This window comes from Microvirga sp. 2MCAF35 (assembly GCF_052115545.1).
In the GTDB taxonomy this organism is placed as follows: Bacteria; Pseudomonadota; Alphaproteobacteria; order Rhizobiales; family Beijerinckiaceae; genus Microvirga.
Genome location: NZ_JBFRGW010000003.1, coordinates 85,364 through 106,374 on the forward strand (window position 1 = coordinate 85,364; position 21,011 = coordinate 106,374).

At 63.6% G+C, this 21,011-nt stretch carries 19 protein-coding genes; 11 read left to right on the forward strand and 8 right to left on the reverse strand.

Features of this window, described 5'->3' with window-relative positions; translation table 11 throughout:
* Positions 1-142 precede the first annotated feature (142 nt).
* On the forward strand, positions 143-634 hold the full coding sequence (locus AB4097_RS02455; RefSeq protein ID WP_442036910.1) for a hypothetical protein: 492 nt from the start codon (positions 143-145) through the stop codon (positions 632-634).
* Here the strand turns inward: AB4097_RS02455 and moaB are convergent, their stop codons facing one another.
* The 4 genes from moaB to AB4097_RS02475 form a co-directional block, all read right to left on the reverse strand.
* Positions 635-1,189, reverse strand: coding sequence for a molybdenum cofactor biosynthesis protein B (gene moaB, locus AB4097_RS02460; RefSeq protein ID WP_442036912.1), 555 nt, complete (start codon positions 1,187-1,189; stop codon positions 635-637).
* A 173-nt stretch (positions 1,190-1,362) separates the two neighbouring features.
* Positions 1,363-2,229, reverse strand: a complete 867-nt coding sequence (gene ypfJ, locus AB4097_RS02465) for a KPN_02809 family neutral zinc metallopeptidase (RefSeq protein ID WP_442036914.1) — start codon at positions 2,227-2,229, stop codon at positions 1,363-1,365.
* 88 nt (positions 2,230-2,317) lie between these two features.
* The gene (locus tag AB4097_RS02470) at positions 2,318-3,154 is read right to left on the reverse strand and encodes a uracil-DNA glycosylase (RefSeq protein ID WP_442036915.1); all 837 of its coding nucleotides are present in this window, start codon (positions 3,152-3,154) and stop codon (positions 2,318-2,320) included.
* A gap of 68 nt (positions 3,155-3,222) precedes the next feature.
* The gene (locus AB4097_RS02475; RefSeq protein WP_442036917.1) at positions 3,223-3,789 is read right to left on the reverse strand and encodes a methylated-DNA--[protein]-cysteine S-methyltransferase; all 567 of its coding nucleotides are present in this window, start codon (positions 3,787-3,789) and stop codon (positions 3,223-3,225) included.
* A 238-nt stretch (positions 3,790-4,027) separates the two neighbouring features.
* On the opposite strand from AB4097_RS02475, the gene AB4097_RS02480 reads away from it, so the two are divergent.
* From AB4097_RS02480 to AB4097_RS02490, 3 genes are all read left to right on the forward strand, one after another.
* Positions 4,028-5,692, forward strand: a complete 1,665-nt coding sequence (locus AB4097_RS02480) for an electron transfer flavoprotein-ubiquinone oxidoreductase (RefSeq protein WP_442036919.1) — start codon at positions 4,028-4,030, stop codon at positions 5,690-5,692.
* A gap of 721 nt (positions 5,693-6,413) precedes the next feature.
* A complete protein-coding gene (locus AB4097_RS02485; RefSeq protein WP_442036921.1) occupies positions 6,414-8,204 on the forward strand; it encodes a tetratricopeptide repeat protein in 1,791 nt (596 codons plus the stop codon).
* 181 nt (positions 8,205-8,385) lie between these two features.
* On the forward strand, positions 8,386-9,249 hold the full coding sequence (locus tag AB4097_RS02490; protein WP_442036923.1) for a 4-(cytidine 5'-diphospho)-2-C-methyl-D-erythritol kinase: 864 nt from the start codon (positions 8,386-8,388) through the stop codon (positions 9,247-9,249).
* Between the two features lie 100 nt (positions 9,250-9,349).
* Here the strand turns inward: AB4097_RS02490 and AB4097_RS02495 are convergent, their stop codons facing one another.
* Positions 9,350-10,159: a MetQ/NlpA family ABC transporter substrate-binding protein gene (locus AB4097_RS02495; RefSeq protein WP_442036925.1), complete on the reverse strand. Its 810-nt coding sequence runs from the start codon at positions 10,157-10,159 to the stop codon at positions 9,350-9,352.
* A 234-nt stretch (positions 10,160-10,393) separates the two neighbouring features.
* Positions 10,394-10,597 (reverse strand): hypothetical protein, encoded by a 204-nt coding sequence (locus AB4097_RS02500; protein WP_442036927.1) that lies wholly within the window; start codon positions 10,595-10,597, stop codon positions 10,394-10,396.
* Positions 10,598-10,739: 142 nt separating this feature from the next.
* On the opposite strand from AB4097_RS02500, the gene AB4097_RS02505 reads away from it, so the two are divergent.
* Entirely contained in the window at positions 10,740-13,316 is a 2,577-nt protein-coding gene (locus AB4097_RS02505) for a glycoside hydrolase family 113 (protein ID WP_442036929.1), read from the forward strand.
* A 16-nt stretch (positions 13,317-13,332) separates the two neighbouring features.
* Here the strand turns inward: AB4097_RS02505 and AB4097_RS02510 are convergent, their stop codons facing one another.
* A complete protein-coding gene (locus AB4097_RS02510) occupies positions 13,333-14,352 on the reverse strand; it encodes a polyprenyl synthetase family protein (RefSeq protein ID WP_040639358.1) in 1,020 nt (339 codons plus the stop codon).
* A 108-nt stretch (positions 14,353-14,460) separates the two neighbouring features.
* On the opposite strand from AB4097_RS02510, the gene AB4097_RS02515 reads away from it, so the two are divergent.
* Positions 14,461-14,685 (forward strand): putative signal transducing protein, encoded by a 225-nt coding sequence (locus tag AB4097_RS02515; RefSeq protein ID WP_442036932.1) that lies wholly within the window; start codon positions 14,461-14,463, stop codon positions 14,683-14,685.
* Complete coding sequence (locus AB4097_RS02520) at positions 14,678-15,418, forward strand: tRNA1(Val) (adenine(37)-N6)-methyltransferase (RefSeq protein WP_442036934.1); 741 nt, start codon at positions 14,678-14,680, stop codon at positions 15,416-15,418. Before AB4097_RS02515 ends, AB4097_RS02520 begins: the two co-directional genes overlap by 8 nt.
* A 32-nt stretch (positions 15,419-15,450) precedes the next feature.
* Here the strand turns inward: AB4097_RS02520 and AB4097_RS02525 are convergent, their stop codons facing one another.
* Positions 15,451-15,771, reverse strand: coding sequence for a hypothetical protein (locus AB4097_RS02525; RefSeq protein ID WP_442036936.1), 321 nt, complete (start codon positions 15,769-15,771; stop codon positions 15,451-15,453).
* 164 nt (positions 15,772-15,935) lie between these two features.
* Between AB4097_RS02525 and AB4097_RS02530 the strand changes: the two genes are divergently transcribed.
* From AB4097_RS02530 to AB4097_RS02545, 4 genes are all read left to right on the forward strand, one after another.
* Positions 15,936-16,820 carry a S49 family peptidase gene (locus AB4097_RS02530; protein WP_442036938.1) on the forward strand — a complete coding sequence of 295 codons (885 nt, stop codon included), beginning with the start codon at positions 15,936-15,938 and terminating at the stop codon, positions 16,818-16,820.
* An 86-nt stretch (positions 16,821-16,906) separates the two neighbouring features.
* Positions 16,907-17,848 carry a glycine--tRNA ligase subunit alpha gene (locus tag AB4097_RS02535; protein ID WP_442036940.1) on the forward strand — a complete coding sequence of 314 codons (942 nt, stop codon included), beginning with the start codon at positions 16,907-16,909 and terminating at the stop codon, positions 17,846-17,848.
* Between the two features lie 45 nt (positions 17,849-17,893).
* Positions 17,894-20,149, forward strand: coding sequence for a glycine--tRNA ligase subunit beta (gene glyS / locus AB4097_RS02540; protein WP_442036942.1), 2,256 nt, complete (start codon positions 17,894-17,896; stop codon positions 20,147-20,149).
* A 180-nt stretch (positions 20,150-20,329) separates the two neighbouring features.
* Positions 20,330-20,974 carry a L,D-transpeptidase gene (locus tag AB4097_RS02545; protein WP_442036944.1) on the forward strand — a complete coding sequence of 215 codons (645 nt, stop codon included), beginning with the start codon at positions 20,330-20,332 and terminating at the stop codon, positions 20,972-20,974.
* The last annotated feature ends 37 nt before the right edge of the window (positions 20,975-21,011 follow it).

The window sequence follows — 21,011 nt, forward strand, 5'->3', positions numbered from 1 at the left end:
CTTTGGCGCGAACGCTCATGGCGGCCTCGAACGAATCTGTGTCGGAAGTCCCAAGCTTAAGAACAAAACAGGAACAAAATCAAGAGCGCCGAGTCGAGAATGTCCTAGCGACGGAAGGGAGCAGAGCCATTATAGTGTTCATATGATTACCGTTCTCGTCCGCGTCTCCCATGGGCCTGAAGCCCTTGCCGCCACCCTGAGCGCCCTCGTCCCGGCCGTCGCCGCCGGGCTGATCGGCGATGCCGTCATCCTAGCGGATAGGCAGGATGACGTTCTGGCGGAGGTGGCCGATGCCGCCGGGGCGACCCTGGTGATTGCGGAGCGCAGCGCCTGGATCGAGGGGGCGAAGGCCGCGCGGCGCGACTGGCTCTTGTGCCTCGACGACGGCGACATTCCGCAGGAGGGCTGGATCCGGGTGCTCGACCGGTTCGTGGCGCTCTCCAAGCCCGAGCAAGGACTTGCCAGAATGCGGCGTCGGCGCGGCGGCGTGGCGAGTGCTCTCACCAACCTGTTCGCCGATTCAAAGGTGCGCGCCGGCGATCTGGTTCACCGCCGGGTGCTGTTGAAAGAGGTAAGGGCCCGCATGCCCGTGCGGCTGTCCGCCACCATCGAGCGCGACCCGGTCTTCGGATAATCAGCCTCTCAGCTTGCCCCGCTTCAGATGTTCGTCGAGGCGCGGCATGATCTCGACGAAATTGCACGGCCGATAGCGGTAGTCGAGCTGCGTCGACAGAATGCCGTCCCAGGCATCCTTGCAGGCGCCGGGCGAGCCCGGCAGCACGAAGATGAAGGTCGTGCCGGAAACGCCGGCGGTTGCCCGCGACTGGATCGTCGAGGTGCCGATCTTGTCGTAGGAGATGCGGTGGAAGACGGCGGAGAAGCCCTCCATCCGCTTGTCGAACAGGGGCTCGATGGCCTCCGGCGTCACGTCGCGGCCGGTAAAGCCCGTGCCGCCCGTGGTGATGACCACGTCGATAGTGGAATCGGCGATCCAGCCCTGAACCGCACCGCGAATGGCGTCCACGTCGTCGGTCACGATGGCTCTGTCGGCCAAGCGATGCCCTGCAGAGGTGAGGCGCTCGGCGAGCGTCGTGCCCGATCTGTCCTCATCGAGCGAGCGCGTGTCGGAGATGGTCAGCACTGCGATGCCGAGAGGAATGAAGGGGAGCGTGTCGTCGATGCCGGGCATGGAAGGCTCTCGTCTGATAGACGTTTTCTAGCGCAGAGGCGCTTATGTATCCACTGCCGTCATCCCGGACGGAGCGCAGCGAAGATCCGGGATCGCGAGACGAGAATGTCGCTTTATCCTGGTAACGATCCCGGATCGGCTTTCGCCGTCCGGGATGACGACGTGGGACTGAATTAAAGCTTCGCCGCCCGGAACGTATCGCAGGCCTGGATCGAGCCGCTTTTCAAACCCGTGGTGAGCCAGCGCATGCGCTGCTCGGAGGAGCCGTGGGTGAAGCTGTCGGGGACCACGCGCCCTTGGCTCTGCTTCTGCAGCCGGTCGTCGCCGATGGCCTCGGCGGCGCGGATCGCCTCCTCGATGTCGCCCTGTTCGAGCGATTGCCAGCGCTGGTTGGAATGGTGCGCCCAGACGCCCGCGAGGCAATCCGCCATCAGCTCGACGCGAACGGAGAGCTGGTTGGCCTCGGCCCGTCCGACCTGCTGCTGGCGTTCCTGCACGCGGGGCAGGATGCCGAGCTGGTTCTCCACGTGATGGCCGACCTCGTGGGCCAACACATAGGCATAGGCGAAATCGCCACCCGCGCGAAAGCGCTGCTGCATTTCCTGGAAGAAGGACAGGTCGATGTAAACGGTCTGGTCGAGCGGGCAGTAGAACGGCCCCATGGCCGATTGCGCGCCGCCGCAGCCGGAGCGGGTCGCATCCGAGAAGAGCACGAGCTTCGGTGCCTGATATTGCCGGTTGGCCTGCTGGGGCAGAACCTCTTTCCACACGTCTTCCGTGTTGCCGAGGATGGCGGAGGCAAAGCGGCCGGCTTCATCCTGCGGTGTGCCCTGGCGCCCCTGCTGTTGCTGCTGATAACCGGAGCCGCCGCCCGTCATCATCTCGGCGCCGCCGATGAGGATGCGTGGATCGATCCCGAGCGCCCAGCCGACAAGGCCGAGGATCACGATGGTTCCGATACCGAGGCCGCCCGCTCCGCCCATGCCCATGCCGCGACGGTCTTCAACATTGGACGAGGTTCGAAAATCTTCCCAGCGCATGATCCACCTTCCGGCAGCGGCATTCCTTGCCGCAGATGCTTAAGGCTTAAGCATATAGACCGGTTCCGAGCCGGACCGCGAGAGCCTCTTACTCCCGGCCGTCGAGGGCGCGCCTCAGAGCCTGGAAATCCCGCCAGCCGAGCCGCTTCTGCAGGGGTTGGCGCAGCAGATAGGCCGGATGCAGGGTCGGCAGAGCCCTCATCTCCCGCCCATCCTCCGTCTTGTAGGTGAACCAGCGGCCGCGCGTGCGCAGGATGCCGTCCTTGAGGCCGAGCAGGTTCTGGGCGGCGGGACCGCCGAGGCAGAGCACGAATTCCGGGCTTGCCAGCTCGATCTGCCGCGCGATGAACGGCTTGCAGATGGCGATTTCCTGCGGGGTCGGCGTGCGATTGCCCGGCGGACGCCATGGCACGATGTTGGCGACGTAGACCTGGGTGCGGTCGAGCCCGATGGTCGCGAGCATGCGGTCGAGGAGCTGGCCGGACCGGCCCATGAACGGCTTTCCGATCCGGTCCTCGTCTGCCCCGGGCGCTTCGCCCACAAGCATGACGCGGCCGTCCGGGTTGCCGTCCGCGAAGGCGAGATTCTTGGCCGAGAACTTCAGGGCGCAGCCGTCGAAGCCCGCAAGAATGGCCTCCAGCTCCTCCAGGGACCTTGCATGGCGCGCTTGTTCCCGGGCCATGCTGGCCACCTCTTCCGGAGCGCTCGCGGCCGCCTTCGGCAGGGCGCGCGGGGAGGGGCTGGACGTGGCGGGAGATGCTTTGGGTGTGGAAGGTTGAGCCCCGGCTTTCGGCTGAATTCGCTCGGCCTTGGGTTCGGCGAAGCGGTTGTGCGGCGTCTCGTCGAGCGCAAGATCCACCCCCGCCTCGACATGGAAGTCGAGGAGCGCCTGGAGAGCGTCACGGTCGGAAGGGAGATCCTGCATGGATCGTATGTAAGCATTCCGAGGACTGTGGACAACTCGGACCTGCACGGGATCCGACGATCTTTCCTTCACGAGATCAGATCGAACAGGGTCGGGTTCTCGTCGCGCCTTGCGCCCTCGATGGCAAGGAGGCGGCGTTTGGTCGTGGCGCCGCCATTGGCCGAGAAGCCTCCGAGCTTGCCGCCCGCCGCGATGACCCGGTGACAGGGGACGATGATGGCGAATGGATTGCGCCCAAGAGCCTGACCGATGGCCCGGGCGTTGTCGATGCCGAGCCGGGAGGCGACTTCACCATAGGTCAGAACGCGGCCCGGTGGGATGCCCCGGGCGAACTCGTAAACGCGGCGGTCGAAATCCGTCAGGCCGTCCATGTCGAGCGCGACATGGGACAGGTCGCGTGCTTCACCGCTCAGCAGCGCCGTCACATCCGCGATGATGCCTAGGATATCCGGCGGCGGCGGGGTTTCGACGATCCCGGCAAAGCGTTTGGCGATCCGGCCCCGCGTCCTGGTCGCATCGTCTTCCGGGAGCTGAAAGCCGAGGACGCCGCGCCCGTTCCAGGCCAGACCGCAGTGACCGATGGAGGTCTCGAAAAGCGTATAGAACGCCGCATGGTCGGACGGATGATCCTGCATGCTCTTTTTGTAAACCTCCCGGCCTTGCCGAACAACCGGGGCAGCCTTCTACAACCTCCGTAGCAGGCCGGCCTTCATCGGATTTTGGCATAATCTTATGCGGAAAGAGAACTTTCAGCTTCACGGCAATGAAGCTAGGAGAGTGATGTGACGAGAACGACTTGAGAAATCGAACGAATGGTTCATATGTAAACCTTTCGTCGTTTCGAACGTTGCCGCTGCGTATCAGGAGGAAGCCATGGCCGATCTGCCCGCCCGTGAATCGATGGAGTTCGACGTCGTCGTCGTGGGCGCGGGCCCGGCCGGCCTGGCGACGGCGATCCGGCTCAAGCAGCAGGCGATGGAGCAGGGGGCGGATATCTCCGTAGTCGTGGTGGAGAAGGGCTCCGAGGTCGGCGCCCACATCCTCTCCGGCGCGGTGATCGACCCCATCGGCCTCGACGCTCTCCTGCCGGACTGGCGCACCGATCCCGACCGGCCGCTTAAGACGCAAGTCACCGCCGACGAGTTCATGTATCTCGGCCATGCCGGCGGCGTGACGCTGCCGAACGTGTTCATGCCCAAGCTCATGAACAACCACGGCAACTTCGTCGGTTCTCTCGGCAACGTCGCCCGCTATCTCGGCCGCAAGGCGGAGGAGCTCGGGGTCGAGATCTATCCCGGCTTCCCGGCGTCAGAGGTGCTGGTCGAGGACGGCAAGGTGGTGGGCGTGGCTACCGGCGATATGGGCATCAGCCGCGACGGCGGGCCCAACGCCAATTTCACCCGCGGCATGGAGCTGCGCGCCAAGTACACGATCTTCGGCGAAGGCGCGCGGGGCTCGCTCACCAAGCAGATGATCGAGCGCTTCGGTCTCAATCAGGGTCGCGATCACCAGAAGTACGGCATCGGCATCAAGGAGCTGTGGCAGGTCAAGCCCGACAAGTTCCGGCCCGGTCTCGTGCGCCATTCCATGGGCTGGCCGCTGCCGAACAACGCGGGCGGCGGCTCCTGGCTCTACCATTTCGACGACAATCTCGTGTCCGTCGGCTTTGTGGTGCACCTGAACTATAAGAACCCGACCCTGTCGCCCTTCGACGAATTCCAGCGCTTCAAGACGCACCCGATGGTGCGCGACGTGTTCGAGGGCGCCAAGCGCATCGGTTACGGGGCGCGCGCCATCATGGAGGGCGGCTGGCAGTCGGTGCCGCGGCTCTCCTTCCCCGGCGGCTGCCTGGTCGGCGACTCGGCCGGCTTCGTCAACGTGCCGCGCATCAAGGGCAGCCACAACGCGATCCTGTCGGGCATGCTCTGCGCCGACCACGTCTTTGCCGCCCTGCAGGCGGGGCGGGCCCACGACGAGGTCGCGGCTTACGAGGAATCCTGGCGGGCCTCGCCGATCGGCTATGATCTCAAGCGCGTGCGCAACGTGAAGCCGCTCTGGTCCAGATACGGCACGGCGGCCGGCGTGGCGCTCGGCGGGCTCGACATGTGGCTGACCGAGCTATTCGGCTGGTCGCCTTTCGGCACGATGAAGCACGGCAAGCCCGACTATGAGACCTTGCTGCCCCTCGATCAGGTCAAGCCGATCAGGTACGACCGGCCGGACGGGGTGCTGACCTTCGACAGGCTGTCTTCGGTGTTCCTGTCCAACACCAACCATGAGGAGGACCAGCCGGCCCACCTCAAGGTTAAGGATATGGGGCTGCAGAAGGCATCGGAGCTTGGGGTCTATGGCGGCCCCTCGCAGCGCTACTGCCCGGCGGGCGTCTATGAATGGGTGGAGGGCGAGGGCGGTCCACGCTACCAGATCAACGCCCAGAACTGCGTTCACTGCAAGACGTGCGACATCAAGGACCCGAACCAGAACATCACCTGGGTCACCCCGGAAGGCGGCGGCGGGCCGAACTATGTCAATATGTGAGGTTGGTCTTCTCGTCCCTTCCTCTCAGCTGACGCTTCGTCCGGAAATGACATCCACCACGTCATGGCCGGGCTTGTCCCGGCCATCCCGATACGGAAAGGCTCGGCGCTTCACAGGATCGATATCACCGGCACGAGGTCGGTGATGACGTCGAGGGGCAGGAATGGCCGATGTTATGTTCTTAATTTGTTCTTGACAGCCGGTGCAAGCTCGGCTATATCGTTCTCTATTCCCGCCCGACGAGGGGCGCGCTCGCGAGGCGTCAGCCAGTGTGGGGCGGGAAGCGGTCCGGTCGCAGGCCTCGCAAGCGTGTGGCCGGAGGCCCTTGGCAGCCGTGTGCTGGTCCAAGTCTAAACGCCTAAAAGAACCGCGTGCAAGACGCCGTCCGGCTCTTCCACTCTCACATGCATAGCGAGCCGGATGGTCCTGGCACCCTCCCTCGACTGACCTTCAGGCTCGCAGCACCCGCTGCGGGCCCCAAGGTGCTGGCTCTTTGACACGCACCATCAGCACACGCGCCCCGTCACGGAGCGGCCGCGCCGCCAAGGCCTCGATGTCGGCACAGGCCGATGATGACGGGTGACGCAACCCCTCACGACGCTTTTACGGGGCCAGCGGCAATCTTCCCCTTGCGGCTACAAGAGGGAAACGCCATTCTCCGGCCTGATTTGGCGCACATCTCCGCTATCCAGAGATGCTGCGATGATTGGAGCCGCGCTTCGTGCCCATTTTGAAACTGCCTTTGGCCCACAAGGGTCTGCCTGCATTGATGTTTTTGGCCGCCGGTCTGCTCGCGGCCCCGGCCGTCGCAGCCAACACGGCCGATGATGAGACCGTGAGGCCGGCCCAGAGCCTGGAGGGCAACTTCCTGTCGGCCTATGTGGCGGGGTCCGCCAGGGACACCGAGGCGGCGTCCATCTTTTTCCGCGAGGCGATCCAGGAGGACTCCCGCAACCAGGAGCTTCTGGAGCGGGCCTTCGTGGCCTTCCTGGCCAACGGCTCCATGAGCGAGGCCGTGCGCGCGGCCGAGCGGCTTTCCGCACAGGATGCATCCAACAACCTGGCGCAGTTCGCTCTCGCGGTCCGCTCCATGAAGAGCCAGAAATACGCCGATGCCCGCACCCGCCTGTCGAAGGGAACGCGCGGGCGTCAGGCCGATCTGACCGCAACGCTGCTCACGGCCTGGACCTATGCGGGTTCCAAGGATGGCAAGCAGGCGCTCGCGACCGTCGACAAGCTCAAGAACGAGCGCGCCTTCGACCAGTTCAGGGAATACCACGCGGCCCTCATCGCGGATGTGGTGGGCAACCCTGCGGAGGCCGAGAAGCGCTTCAAGGCGGCTTACGAGAGCGAGCGCAACACCCTGCAGGTGGTCGACGCCTATGGCCGGTTCCTGGCCAAGCGCGGCCGCAAGGACGAGGCGCTGAAGATTTACAAGGCCTTCGACGAGGTGGCGCCGCGCCATCCGATCGTCCGCGCGGCCATGAAGGCCCTCGAAGAGGACAAGCCTCTCCAGCCGCTCGTTACCAATGCGCAGGACGGCGCGGCGGAGCTGCTCTATGGCCTCGGCGTCGTCGGCAACACGCAAGGCGACGAGCTCACCGCCATCATCTACCTGCGGCTCGGTCTCGACCTGAAGCCCGATCATCCGCTCGCCCTCGTCACCCTCGGCGACGTCTATGAGCGCCTGAAGCAATACGACAAGGCCAATGCGATCTTCGAGCGCATTCCCAAGGGCTCTCCTGTCCGGGCAAGCGCCGATATCTCCATCGGGCATAATTTCGAGCTGATGGGCCGCGGCGAAGACGCCATCGCCCATCTCGAAAAGCTCATGAAGGAGCGCCCGGACGACGTGGAGGTCGTCATGGCGCTGGGCAACGTGCAGCGCTCACGCAAGAAGTTCGCGGAGGCCGCCGAGACCTACGACAAGGCCATCAAGCTGATCGGCCAGCCGGAGCGTGGCCACTGGATCCTCTACTTCTATCGCGGCACGTCCTATGAGCGCGCGAAGCAGTGGGGCAAGGCTGAGGCCGATCTGAAGAAGAGCCTGGAACTCGTCCCTGACGGGCTTCCGGCCGGCAAGGCGCAGGTGATGAATTATCTCGCCTATTCCTGGGTCGACCAAAACATGAATATCGACGAGGCCTTCAAGATGCTTACGAAGGCCGTCGAGCTCGCGCCCCGCGACGGCATGATCATCGACTCGCTCGGCTGGGCCTATTACCGCATGGGCCGCTACGACGACGCCGTGCGCGAGCTGGAAAAGGCCGTCGAGCTGAAGCCCGGCGACCCGACCATCAACGACCACCTGGGCGATGCCTATTGGAAGGTCGGCCGCAAGCTCGAGGCGAAGTTCCAGTGGGACCACGCCAAGGCCTCCGATCCCGAGCAGGAGGAACTCGTGAAGATCCTCAAGAAGATCGACAACGGTCTGGAAGAGGATCCGAAGCCGGCCGCTGCCGAGAACGCGCCTCCGCCTGAGCCGGAAGCTCCGAAGCAGAACGGCGGGTAAAGCCTGTCCCTATCCTATCTTCCGTCATGGCCGGCCTTGTGCCGGCCATCTCGTTTCTGTGAAGCGCCATGCCTTGATCGATAGGAACCACGGGTCAGGGCCAGTAATGACGAAGAGGGGCTATGGGTGACCATCACGAGAAGCCCTTCCCAATGGCTCCGCTCTCGGGCATGGAGGCGCCATGCCTCAGCCGCTCGCCACCCGCGCCCCCGCCAAGATCAACCTGACCCTTCACGTGCTTGGGCGCCGCGCTGATGGCTACCACGAGCTGGAGAGCCTCGTGGCCTTCGCCGGCACGGGCGACGATCTGCGGCTTGAATCGGGGACCGGGCTGGCGCTTCAAGTGAGCGGCCCGACGGCACCTCTTGCAGGCGGAGATGCCGACAATCTCGTTCTAAAAGCCGCGCGGCTTCTAGCCGACCGCGTGGAGGGCCTGCAACTCGGCACCTTCCATCTGACGAAGCGCCTGCCGGTGGCCGCCGGCATCGGCGGCGGCTCTTCCGATGCGGCCGCCGCCCTTCGGCTTCTGGCCCGGCTCAACGGCTTGCCGCTGTCTCATCCGGCCCTGCGCGAGGCCGCCCGTCTGACCGGAGCCGACGTTCCGGTCTGCCTGGAGCCGAGAGCGCGCATGATGCGCGGTGTGGGTGAGGATCTCGGGGAACCGCTGAACCTGCCGCGCCTCTTCGCCGTGCTGGTCAATCCACGCGTGCCGGTGGAGACCCCGGCTGTGTTCAAGGCGCTTGGGTTGCGGCCCGGTCAGCGCCTGACGGAAGCGCGGCATCCGGGCATCGAGCGGAGTTCGCTCCTCGATGCGCTGAAGGCCGCGCGCAACGATCTCGAGCCGCCCGCGCTGCAGCTTCAGCCGCTGATCGGCGAGGCGCTTGCTTTGTTACGGGAGACGTCCGGTTGCCGATTGGCACGCATGTCGGGCTCGGGCGCGACGGTGTTCGGCCTCTACGACGATTGCGAGACGGCTGCCGAGGCGGCGAAGACGATCAAGCACGCTCGGCAGGATTGGTGGGTGAAGGCGACGAGCCTGCGGTAATTATTCGATCACGTCATCGCATCGTGACAGTTCCCAAGACGTCATGGCCGAGACAAGCCCGGCCATGACGTGCGGAGTTCGTGGGCTATCGTGAAATGACTTACCACGCCGGGATGATGGCGCCCTTGAAGCGCTCTTCCAGGAATTTTGCGACTTCCGGCGATTGATAGGATTCCACGAAGGTCTTGATCTCCGGGCGGTTCTCCTCGCCCTGCCGGGCCGCCACGAAGTTGGCGTAGGGATTGCCCTCGCGCTTCTCGACCGCAATCGTGTCCTTGCGGATATCGAGGCCCGCATTGATGGCGTGGTCGGTGTTGATCACGGCGGCGTCCAGATCAGGCAGGGCGCGGGGCAGCTGCGCGGCGTCGAGTTCGGAGAATTTTACGTCCTTCGGGTTCTCGGCGATGTCGAGCAGGCTCGGCGACAGACCCTGGCCCTCCTTGATCTTGATCACGCCTTGGGCGGCAAGAAGGTTGAGCGCGCGGCCGCCGTTGCTCGGATCGTTCGGGATGCCGATCTTGGCGCCCTTCGGGAGGTCGGCGACGGTTTTCACCTTGGAGGAGTACAGGCCGATGGGCTGGACGAAGGTGAAGCCCACGGGGACGATCTTGTAGCCGCGGGCAGTGATCTGCGCATCGAGATAGGGCTTGTGCTGGAAGGCGTTGGCATCGAGGTCCTTGCGCTCCAGCGCCTCGTTGACGAGGGCGTAGTCGGAGAAGGGGACGAGCTCGACGTTCAGGCCCTTGCCGGCCGCCACCTTCTTGACGACCTGCGCCACCTCTTCCTCGGCGCCGGACATGACGCCGACCTTGATGCTCTTCTGCTGGGCGGCGGCCGGCAGTGCGGCGGCCACGACGGCACCGAGCGCTAAGGTCGCGGACAGGAGGCTGCGGCGGGTGAAAACGGACATGGGATGACCTTTCAGGCAAAGTGTATCGGGCTTCAACTCGAAGCCGGACATGTGGTTCGGAAGGAAGGAGAGGATCAGGCGGTGAAGCGACAACAACGCTCGGCCGGCAAGGGCCGGTGCATGGGCGTGATTGCGAAAGCCAGGCGCGTCATAGCCGTTCGATCCTCGTGAACCACGAGGCGGAAGCCGCTCGTGGCGCTTTAGCCTTTGATCACGCGGGGCAAGCTGCTCGTCTCAAATCACCGCGGTTTTGAGGCGGTGAGAGCCGCCTGAAGACGTGACTTTTCTATAGAGATTGGATTTTTCGTCAACCGGTTTGTTCTGTAAAAAGAACAGAACTGCCATGCGCAGAAGGCTTGGGCAGGAAGCAATCGCTTTGAGGGATGCATCGGCATTGAAGGTCGCGTCTAAAGCGATGGCGCCGTGCGATGATACCACTCTTAACTGTGTCCGTCGCTTCACGAGGACGCTAAGCCGTTCGGCTTAATGGCAAGATCTATTTGAAATGTTATAAAATAAAAAAGATTCGGCTGATAAACGCTACCGTGGGTTATCCGCCATTGAGAACAGGGGACAAGCCATGCCGACTTCCGAGGAAATCTTTGAGTGGGAAAGCATCACCCAGCCTTCCTATTATGGTCGGCAAATCATCAATGCCGATGGCCAAGCGGCAATGAATCAGATCGTCGCCACCGGCGCCAATACCGTCACGATCATCCCCAACTTCTTCCAGCAGAACAAGTTCAGCAACTCGGTTTATCTGAGTCTCGGCGATCCGGAGGATGTGAATCAGTGGGACAATGAGAGCGACACCTTCGAGCAGGTGAAGCAATCCATTCTCTCAGCCAAGGCCCACGGCCTCAAGGTCGTGCTCAAGCCGCATGTGGAAACTGAACAGCCTCGCGTCTGGCGCGCCACGTTCACTCCCACCGATCCGAAGGCCTGGTTCGCCAGTTACAAGGCGATGATGGTCGAATACGCCAAGGTCGCGCAGCAGGCGGGCGCCGATATGATCTGCGTCGGCACTGAGATGGACAGCATGATCAATCCGTTGGGGGTCTGCAGCGATGGCAAGACCTACACCCAGAAATGGGGAGAGATCATTGATGCCGTGCGCGCCGTCTACTCCGGCAAGGTCACCTACGCGGCCACCTACTGGACGGTAAAGGATGTCGGATTCTGGGACAAGGTCGACTACATCGGCTCCGACGCTTATTACCCGCTTACCCCGAAGCATGCGGAAGGCGATGCATCGCCTTACAATCCGACCATCGATGAGATGGTGAATGCCTGGACGCAGCAGCATTTTAACCCTTGGGTTCGAGAGCTGCTCGGCGGCAAGACGATCGTCGAGTACTATAAGTCCTTGTCTGAGCATTACGGCAAGCAGGTGATCTTCACCGAGGTCGGCTACCGCAGCATGGATGGAGCGACCAGCGATCCAGGTGTCCATGGCAGCGGCGGCACATACGACCCACAGGAGCAGGTCGACGCCTACAACGCTCTATACAAGGTGATGGAGAACTATGGCGGCCAATGGCTCGCGGGATCATTCCTCTGGAGCTACTACTCCTTCGAAAATCCGATGACCGACAGGGGAGTCTCCTGGACCGATTACACCACGCAGCACAAACCCGCGAATGATGTCGTAACTTATCATTATTCAAGCCCGAACCACGTGACCGGTCTCGTCTGGAATGGCACGTCCAATGCCGACAAGCTCGATGGCGGCTATCACAACGATACGCTGAATGGCGCCGGCGGCAATGACAGGCTATGGGGCGGTGCAGGCGATGATCAACTCGACGGAGGCCGGGGCACCGATATTCTCGACGGTGTAACGGGGGAGGACACGGTACTCTTCTCCGGTGCTCGCGCCGATTACACGATCTATTCGCTCAGCAATGGCAGGTTCGTCTTCAAGGACACGCGCCAGACCGGGGACGGAACCGACGAACTCCGCAATGTGGAGAAGGTGAGCTTCAACGGCACGACAGTAAACTTGAACACCATCCAGGGTGAAACGCCCCCAGAGAGTGTCCTTTCGATCGCGGCTGTTCAGGCTAACAAGCGCGAGGGCGCTGCAGGCGGTACGACTGACTTCACTTTCAAGGTCACACGCTCCAGCGACGTGGGCGATTCGACCGTAAAATGGCGTGTGCAGCTTCCGTCCGGCACCCTTAGGGCTAATGATTTTGTCGTCATGACGGGCGAGGTCTCCTTCGGCACAGGCGTGACCGAGCAGATTGTGACCGTGAAGGTCAAGGGAGACGCGATCTTCGAGGCGGACGAGACCTTCACCGTCGAACTTTACGAACCAAGCACTGGCAGCTCCATCGGTAATGGCAACGCGAGCGGCGCGATCCTCAATGACGATACCAACAATGCCCCAACCGATATTCTGTTGAGCGGCACCGTGGCTGCGGAACTCGCCGACGAGGGAACTCTTGTTGGCATGCTGTCAGCAAACGATATCGATGAAGACGAGACGCAGAGCTATGCCATCGTCAACTCGGACGGACGGTTTAAAATCGACGGCAACAAGCTTCTTGTGGGCAACGGCTTCAGGCTCGATCACGAGCAGGTCTCGTCACATAAGATAACCGTGCAGGTGACAGACAAATTCGGCGGAACCTACAGCAAGCAGCTGGAGGTTTATGTCAGCAACGCAGATCCGGAAAAGACCGTGGGCAGCGCGGCCGACGACGTGTTCAAGGGTGGCGACGGCAACGACACCCTTGGTGGTGGCTTGGGCAACGACGTGCTTTGGGGCGGGTATGGCAACGATGTGCTGAGTGGCGGCGACGGCAAGGATATATTCGTCTTTGCCTCGAAACTCGGCACGGCTAAGACCGACCGGAAGGTGAACTTCGACAAGATCACCGATTTCAAGGTCAAGGATGATACGATCTGGCTCGACAACGCTGTGTTCATCAAGCTCGGTAAGAAGGGCACGGAGATGACGCCCGCCAAGATCAAAAAGGGATTCTTCGTCATCGGGCCGAAGGCCCAGGATAAGGATGATTATCTGATCTACAACAACAAGACCGGCGTGCTCTCCTACGACAAGGACGGCTCGGGCAAGGCCCAAGCCGTGGAGATCGCCATCCTCTCCAAGAAGCTCAAGATGACCTATCTCGATTTCATGGTCATCTGAAGCCGAGAACTCGACCTCAATAAGCCCGGGCGATACAGAAATCGACCGTGTCGAGGAGGGCCTGCTTCATGGGGCCCGATGGGAAGAGGGCGAGGGCGTCGCGGGCCATGGCGCCGTAGTGGCGGGCGCGCTCGACCGTATCCTCCAGGGCCCTATGGCGGCGCATGATGGCGATGGCCTGTTCGAGGTCCGCATCCTCGATCTCGCCCTGTTCGAGCACCCGCTTCCAGAAGGCGCGTTCCTCGTCCGTGCCGCGGCGGAAGGAAAGCACCACCGGCAGGGTGATCTTCCCCTCGCGGAAATCGTCCCCCACGTTCTTGCCCAGCGTCGCGGCCTTGCCGCCGTAATCGAGGGCGTCGTCCACGAGCTGGAAGGCAATGCCGAGATTCATGCCGTAGGAGCGGCAGGCGGCCTGTTCCGCCTTGGGACGACCGGCGATCACGGGCCCGACCTCGCAGGCGGCGGCGAAGAGTTCCGCCGTCTTGCCGCGGATCACGGCGAGGTATTCGTCCTCGGTGGTCTCGGTGTTCTTGGCGGCGGCGAGCTGCATCACCTCGCCCTCGGCGATCACGGTCGCGGCGGCGGAGAGGATGTCGAGGGCGCGGAGCGAACCCACCTCCACCATCATGCGGAAGGCCTGCCCGAGCAGGAAGTCGCCGACGAGCACGCTCGCCTCGTTGCCCCACTTGATTCGGGCGGCGATCTTGCCGCGGCGCATGTCGCTCTCGTCCACCACGTCGTCGTGGAGGAGGGTGGCAGTGTGCATGAACTCCACGGAGGCCGCGAGCTTCACGTGCCCGTCGCCCTGGTAGCCAGAGAGGCCGGCGGTTGCCAGCGTCAGCATGGGGCGCAGGCGCTTGCCGCCCGAGGAGATCAGGTGGTTCGCCACCTCCGGGATCATCGTGACCTCGGAACCCGTGCGCGACAGGATCATCGCATTGACCCGTTCCATGTCGGAGGCCACAAGGGACACGAGCTTCTCGATGCTCGCATTCTTCTCGGGATGCTTGTCTTCGAACGGAACGACGACGCCCACTGTCACTACCCGGGTTGCCGGCCGGCATGGCCGGTAGGAATATCAACTGGCATGGCACTTTCCATGCTGCAATGCAAACGCTTACCGCAGAGGAAGGATCTCACGCCGATGGTCGAAATCGTCCGCACCAACGATCTCGTTCTGGTCGGCTTCCTACAATCCCTATTGCAAAACGCCAATATCCCCGTGCTCGTCGCCGACACACATATGAGCGCCCTGGAGGGCATGACGGGCGCCTTCCCGCGCCGGATTCTGGTGCCAGAGGACCATCTGCTCCAGGCGCGTCGGCTGATCGTCGAGGCGGGGCTCGAGGCCGAGCTGCGCCATGAGTGAGATCACGGAGGATTTACTGCTCGGCGGACGCGTCCACCTCGTCCAGCCGGAAAAGGGGCATCGGGCCGGCACCGATGCGGTGCTGCTCGCGGCGTCGGCTCCGGTGAGGCCGGACGATGTGGTGGTGGATGTCGGGGCGGCCACGGGGGCGGTCGGGCTCATGGTGGCGGCGCGTGAGAGGCGCGCGCGCTTCGTCTTCGTGGAGCGCGATCCGCATTTGGCCGAATTGTGCCTCCGCAATTGCCGGGACAACGGCGTGGAGGGCGAAGTGGCTGTGGCGGATGTGCTGGACAAGGTTTCTCGCCAAGCTGCGGGCCTCAATCCCGAAAGTGCCGATCTCGTCCTCACCAATCCGCCGTTCCTGGAGGAGGGGCAGGCCCGGATTTCGCCCGATGGACGCCGGGCGGCAGCCCATGCCTTGCCGGTCGGCGGGCTGGAGGCATGGCTCAAGGCCTGCGCTGGGCTGGTCAAGCCGAAAGGGCGGCTCGTCCTGATCCACCGGGCCGACCGGACCGCCGAATGCCTTCGGGTCGTCGAAAAATGGCTCGGCGGCCTGGAGCTTCGCTTCGTTCACCCGAGCGCCGACCGACCGGCGATCCGCCTTCTGTTGACGGGGATCAAGGGGAGCAGGGGGCCGCTGAGCATCCTGCCGCCGCTGATCCTGAATGGGCCTGATGGGCGGTTTACCCCGCAGGCTGAGGCTCTGCATCGGGGGGAGGCCACGCTTCTATGAGAAAGGGCGCCTTTCGGCGCCCTTTTCTGAGATTAGTAGCGATAGCCGGGGCGGCCCACCGTGCGGCAGACCTCGATGGGGCGGCGCACCCAGCGATAGCCGTTCCACACCCGGCGCGGCTCGACCCAGCAGCGACGCGCAGCGCGAACCGGGCCGTAAGCCCCATAGGGACGTCCGTAATGGGGACGCCCATAATAGGGGCGGCCATAAGGAGGGCCCCCGTACTGAACGGTCACGGCAGGTCCCCGATAGCCATATCCCGGATAATAGGGTTGCGCCTCCGCCGGCTGGACCGACAGGGCGCCGACGCCCAAAGCCGCAAAACCAAGAAGGCCGAACATCAGCTTACGCATTCATTCTCTCCTCAACACCGCCCCGACACCAGGGTGAAACGGTGTCACGACCGGGCTGTTGTCCATGATGAAGATTTAAACCGTCTTAACTGAACGCAGCCCGACATTTTCCCTAACGGTATGTTCATCTTGGGAAGCCGTGCCGTGCACCCTACATAACTGCCATGGCTCAAACATCGTTCTCCTCCATGCTCCCGTCGCGACTGCAATTTCTCCTTCCGAACAAATATCGCACCTATCCCGATCCGATCGTGCCCGTCGTGCGCCTGTCAGGTCCGATCGGCGCCGTGATGCCTCTGCGGGCGGGGCTCGCCATGGCGAGCGTGGCGCCGCTCCTGGAGCGCGCCTTCTCGGTGCCGGGCGCGAAGGCGGTGGCGCTGGTCATCAACTCGCCGGGCGGTTCGGCCGCGCAGTCGCACCTGATCTTCAAGCGCATCCGGGCCTTCGCGGAGGAGAAGAAGCTCCCCGTGATCGCCTTCGTGGAGGATGCGGCGGCGTCCGGCGGCTACATGATCGCCTGCGCGGCGGACGAGATCTATGCCGATCCGGCCTCCATCGTCGGCTCCATCGGGGTCGTCTCCGCCAGCTTCGGCTTCCATGAGCTGATCGAGCGCATCGGCATCGAGCGGCGGGTTCATACGGCAGGCAAGAGCAAGGCGATGCTCGACCCGTTCCGGCCCGAGAACCCGGACGACGTGGTGCGCCTGAAGGGGCTCCAGCGCCAGATCCACCAGGTTTTCGAGGATCTCGTCCGCGATCGCCGGGGCGAAAAGCTCAACGATTCCTATGACGATCTCTTCTCCGGCGCCTTCTGGGTCGGTGCGGAGGCGCTCGATCTCGGCCTCATCGACGGGCTCGGCGACATCCGTACCATCCTGCGTCAGCGCTTCGGCGAGAAAGTGCAATTCCGCATGATCGAGCCTGCCCGCTCGCCGCTGCTGGGGCGCCTGTTCGGCCGCCGATCCCTCGGGCAGAGCAGCCTGATCGACCCGGGCGAGATCGTCGGCGCCCTCGAGGAGCGGGCAGCCTGGGCGCGGCTGGGGTTGTGAGGGGCCCGGATGCTCCAACGCTTGACTTGGGCCGCCCGCCATCCCAAGGGTTCGCCTGACATTTTCGAGACGAACCGGACGCCGATATGACGAGCGAACCCGCGCACATGAACCCTGCGCGCTCTTTCCAGGGCCTGATCCTCACCCTCCAGCGCTACTGGGCCGAACAGGGCTGCGTCATTCTCCAGCCCTACGACATGGAGGTCGGAGCGGGCACGTTCCACCCGGCGACCACCCTGAGGGCTCTGGGTCCCAGGCCCTGGCGCGCCGCCTATGTGCAGCCTTCCCGCCGCCCGAAGGACGGGCGCTACGGCGAGAACCCGAACCGGCTCCAGCACTATTACCAGTTCCAGGTGATCCTGAAGCCGAACCCGCCGAACCTGCAGGAGCTCTATCTCGGCTCACTCAAGGCCATCGGCATCGATACGAGCGTCCACGACATCCGCTTCGTCGAGGACGACTGGGAGAGTCCGACGCTCGGCGCCTGGGGTCTCGGCTGGGAATGCTGGTGCGACGGCATGGAAGTGTCGCAGTTCACCTACTTTCAGCAGGTGGCGGGCTTCGAATGCTCGCCCGTCGCGGGCGAGTTGACCTACGGTCTCGAGCGCCTCGCCATGTATCTTCAGGGCGTGGAATCGATCTACGAACTCAACTTCAACGGGCTCGACGGCGACCGGAAGGTCACCTATGGCGACATCTTCCTCCAGGCCGAGCAGGAATATTCGCGCCACAATTTCGAATATGCCGACACCGAGATGCTGTTCCGGCACTTTCGCGACGCGGAGGCTGCCTGCCGCAAGTATCTCGAAGACGGCGAGCCGAAGCCCGGCTCCAACGACAACCGCCACCTGATGGCGCTGCCGGCCTACGACCAGTGCATCAAGGCCAGCCACATGTTCAACCTGCTCGATGCCCGCGGCGTGATCTCCGTCACCGAGCGCCAGAGCTACATCCTGCGCGTCCGCGAATTGGCGAAGGCCTGCGGCGCGGCATGGCTGAAGACCGAGGGCGGAGGCGTGGCGGCTTGAGTGCCGTCCCCATCCGTTGACTTCCCTCAGACATAAAGTTCTCCGATGCCCGATCTTCTCCTCGAACTCTTTTCCGAAGAAATCCCCGCCCGCATGCAGCGCCGTGCGGCGGAGGATCTGAAGAAGCTTGTGACCGATGCGCTCGTGGAGCGCGGCTTCCTCTATGAGGGCGCAAAGACCTTCGCCACGCCGCGGCGGCTGGCGCTCCATGTGGCCGGCCTGCCGGTGAAGGGGCAGGACGTGCGCGAGGAGCGCAAAGGCCCGCGCGTCGGCTCGCCCGATGCGGCGATCCAGGGCTTCCTAAAAGGGGCGGGGCTGTCATCCATCGATCAGGCGAAGATCGAGAGCGATCCGAAGAAGGGCGAGTTCTACGTCGCCGTCATCGAGAGGCCCGGCCGCTCGACGCCGGATGTCCTGGCGGAAATCCTGCCCGGCATCGTCAAGAACTTCCCCTGGCCGAAATCCATGCGCTGGGGAGCAGCGTCGCGCGAGCCCGGAAGCCTGCGCTGGGTGCGTCCGCTCCATTCCGTCATCTGCACCTTCGGACCCGAGACCGAGGATCCGGAAGTGGTGCGTTTCGAGATCGACGGCATCGCATCGGGCGATGTCACGAGGGGGCACCGCTTCCTTGCTCCCGACGAGATCCGCGTGAAGCGCTTCGACGATTATGCGCCCGCGCTGGAGCGCGCGAAGGTCGTGATCGATACGGATCGCCGCAAGGACATGATCCTGCACGACGCGAAGGATCTCGCCTTCGCGCAGGGCCTCGAACTCGTCGAGGATGAAGGCCTGCTCGAGGAGGTCGCTGGCCTCGTGGAATGGCCCGTGGTGCTCATGGGCTCGTTCGACGAAGCGTTTCTCGACATCCCGCCGGAAGTGATCCGCACCACCATCCGGGCGAACCAGAAATGCTTCGTGCTGCGCGATTTCAACACCGGCAAGCTTGCCAACAAATTCTTGCTGACCTCGAATCTCATCGCCGGCGACGGCGGCAAGACCATCGTGGGCGGCAACGAGCGCGTGGTGCGCGCACGCCTGTCCGATGCGAAATTCTTCTGGGAGACGGACCAGAAGGTGAAGCTGGAAGACCGGCTGGAGAAGCTGAAATCCATCGTGTTCCACGAGAAGCTCGGCACGCAGTACGAGCGCGTGGAGCGCATCGCGGCGCTCGCCAAGGAATTGGCACCCATCGTCGGTGCCGACCCGGCGCTGGCGGAGCGGGCAGCGCGTCTCGCCAAGGCCGATCTCGTCACCGAGATGGTCGGCGAATTCCCCGAGCTGCAGGGTCTCATGGGCCGCTACTATGCGACGCTGCAGGGCGAGCACCCGTCCGTGGCGGCCGCCATCGAGGAACATTACAAGCCGCTCGGCCCGTCCGACCGCGTGCCGACCGATCCGGTTTCCGTCGCCGTGGCGCTTGCTGACAAGATCGACACTCTCGTGGGCTTCTGGGCCATCGACGAGAAGCCGACGGGATCGAAGGATCCTTATGCTTTGCGTCGTGCGGCCCTGGGCGTGATCCGGCTGGTGCTCGAGAACAATCTCAAGCTGCCGCTGATCTCTCTGCTGGCGAAGCCCTTCGCCCGCGATGCGAAGGACGTTCTCTTCGAAGAGTTCATGCAGGCCAAGAAGCTCGTCGAGGCGATCGACGACAGCGCCATCGCGGGGCTTGTCGCTCATCCAACTCTTCCGGATCTCGAATCCATCTTCCGGCAGCGGCAGCTGGGGAATTCCGAGAGCCTCGCGCGCATCATGTATGTGCGTGCGCTCGACCTCCTCTCATTCTTCGCCGATCGTCTGAAGGTCTATCTCCGCGACCAGGGCGCGCGCCACGATCTCATCGATGCGGTGTTCTCCCTGGAAGGACAGGACGACCTGCTCATGATCGTCCGCCGGGTAGAGGCGCTCGGCCGCTTCCTCGACACGGAGGACGGCAGGAACCTGCTCGCGGGCTATCGCCGCGCGGCCAACATCCTGCGCATCGAGGAGAAGAAGGATGGGCGCGCCTACAGTGAGGCGCCCGACCTCCAGATCGTGAACGATCAGGGGCAGATCGAGGAGAAGGCACTGGCCGTGGTTCTCCACGGTGCCAAGGAGGAGGCGAAGACAGCCATCGAGGCGGAAGATTTCGAGGGGGCGATGCGCGCCCTGTCGCGGCTGCGCCAGCCCGTGGATGCGTTCTTCGACAAGGTGACCGTCAACGCGGAGGACGCAGACCTCCGGGCGAACCGCCTGCGGCTCCTCAACGACATCCGCGAAGCGACCCGCACCGTGGCGGATTTCTCCCGCATCGAGGGATAGGGGCATCGGGCTTCCGAAGTCCTTCGTCTGCCTCGGAAGGGGGATGTTCTCACCCCTTTGGAGACAATCTCTCGAGAGGCCGGCGGGGCTAAATCATGTTAAGGTGTTGCGCGGGGGGCACAGCCAAGCCGCCATCAACGCCCTAGGTAGGCGGCAACTGATTCACTTGGTTGAGTGACCATGATTCGACGCCTGCTGATCGCCGCTCTCCTGAGCGCGCCCCTCGCTGCCTGCCAGACCGCCCAGCAGCAACCCAACGCGGTTGCCGCAACAGACGATTCCGCTTGGTATATCGGCACCATGCCGGACAAGCCGCACGACATCCCGCTGGTCGACCGGCGTCTGATGGACGCGAAATACGCCCGCCAGACGGTGGAGTACAAAGGCCCCGAGAAGGCGGGCTCCATCGTGGTCGATATCGATGAACGCATGCTCTATCTCGTCCAGTCTGACGGCAAGGCGATGCGCTACGGCGTCGGCGTCGGCAAGCAGGGGTTCTCCTGGAGGGGCACAGCATCCGTCGGCCGCAAGGGCGTGTGGCCCAACTGGTCGCCCACCAAGACCATGGTCGGAATCAAGCCGGAACTGCCGCGCTACGTGGAGGCGGGGCTCGACAATCCGCTCGGCGCCCGCGCACTGTATCTCTACCAGGACGGCCACGATATTCTCTTCCGCATCCACGGCACCAACGAGCCCTGGAGCATCGGCGAGCAGGTCTCCTCGGGCTGCGTGCGCATGCTCAATGAGGACGTAGCCGATCTCTACGAGCGCGTCCCCGTCGGCACGACGGTCTATGTGAAGCGCAACGGGCGCTATAGGGTCTGATCTCTGATCGACGTGACCGGCCTGCGTCGCCTGACGT

Bases quoted from the DNA above. Each gene is read 5' to 3' on its own strand.
- ypfJ (WP_442036914.1), bottom strand. From the start codon at position 2,229: ATGCGCTGGGAAGATTTTCGAACCTCGTCCAATGTTGAAGACCGTCGC.
- AB4097_RS02520 (WP_442036934.1), top strand. From the start codon at position 14,678: ATGAGTGAGATCACGGAGGATTTACTGCTCGGCGGACGCGTCCACCTC.
- glyS (WP_442036942.1), top strand. From the start codon at position 17,894: ATGCCCGATCTTCTCCTCGAACTCTTTTCCGAAGAAATCCCCGCCCGC.
- AB4097_RS02470 (WP_442036915.1), bottom strand. From the start codon at position 3,154: ATGCAGGATCTCCCTTCCGACCGTGACGCTCTCCAGGCGCTCCTCGAC.
- AB4097_RS02490 (WP_442036923.1), top strand. From the start codon at position 8,386: ATGCCTCAGCCGCTCGCCACCCGCGCCCCCGCCAAGATCAACCTGACC.
- AB4097_RS02535 (WP_442036940.1), top strand. From the start codon at position 16,907: ATGACGAGCGAACCCGCGCACATGAACCCTGCGCGCTCTTTCCAGGGC.
- AB4097_RS02480 (WP_442036919.1), top strand. From the start codon at position 4,028: ATGGCCGATCTGCCCGCCCGTGAATCGATGGAGTTCGACGTCGTCGTC.
- AB4097_RS02545 (WP_442036944.1), top strand. From the start codon at position 20,330: ATGATTCGACGCCTGCTGATCGCCGCTCTCCTGAGCGCGCCCCTCGCT.
- AB4097_RS02530 (WP_442036938.1), top strand. From the start codon at position 15,936: ATGGCTCAAACATCGTTCTCCTCCATGCTCCCGTCGCGACTGCAATTT.
- AB4097_RS02455 (WP_442036910.1), top strand. From the start codon at position 143: ATGATTACCGTTCTCGTCCGCGTCTCCCATGGGCCTGAAGCCCTTGCC.
- AB4097_RS02515 (WP_442036932.1), top strand. From the start codon at position 14,461: ATGGTCGAAATCGTCCGCACCAACGATCTCGTTCTGGTCGGCTTCCTA.
- AB4097_RS02525 (WP_442036936.1), bottom strand. From the start codon at position 15,771: ATGCGTAAGCTGATGTTCGGCCTTCTTGGTTTTGCGGCTTTGGGCGTC.
- AB4097_RS02495 (WP_442036925.1), bottom strand. From the start codon at position 10,159: ATGTCCGTTTTCACCCGCCGCAGCCTCCTGTCCGCGACCTTAGCGCTC.
- AB4097_RS02475 (WP_442036917.1), bottom strand. From the start codon at position 3,789: ATGCAGGATCATCCGTCCGACCATGCGGCGTTCTATACGCTTTTCGAG.
- AB4097_RS02505 (WP_442036929.1), top strand. From the start codon at position 10,740: ATGCCGACTTCCGAGGAAATCTTTGAGTGGGAAAGCATCACCCAGCCT.
- moaB (WP_442036912.1), bottom strand. From the start codon at position 1,189: ATGCCCGGCATCGACGACACGCTCCCCTTCATTCCTCTCGGCATCGCA.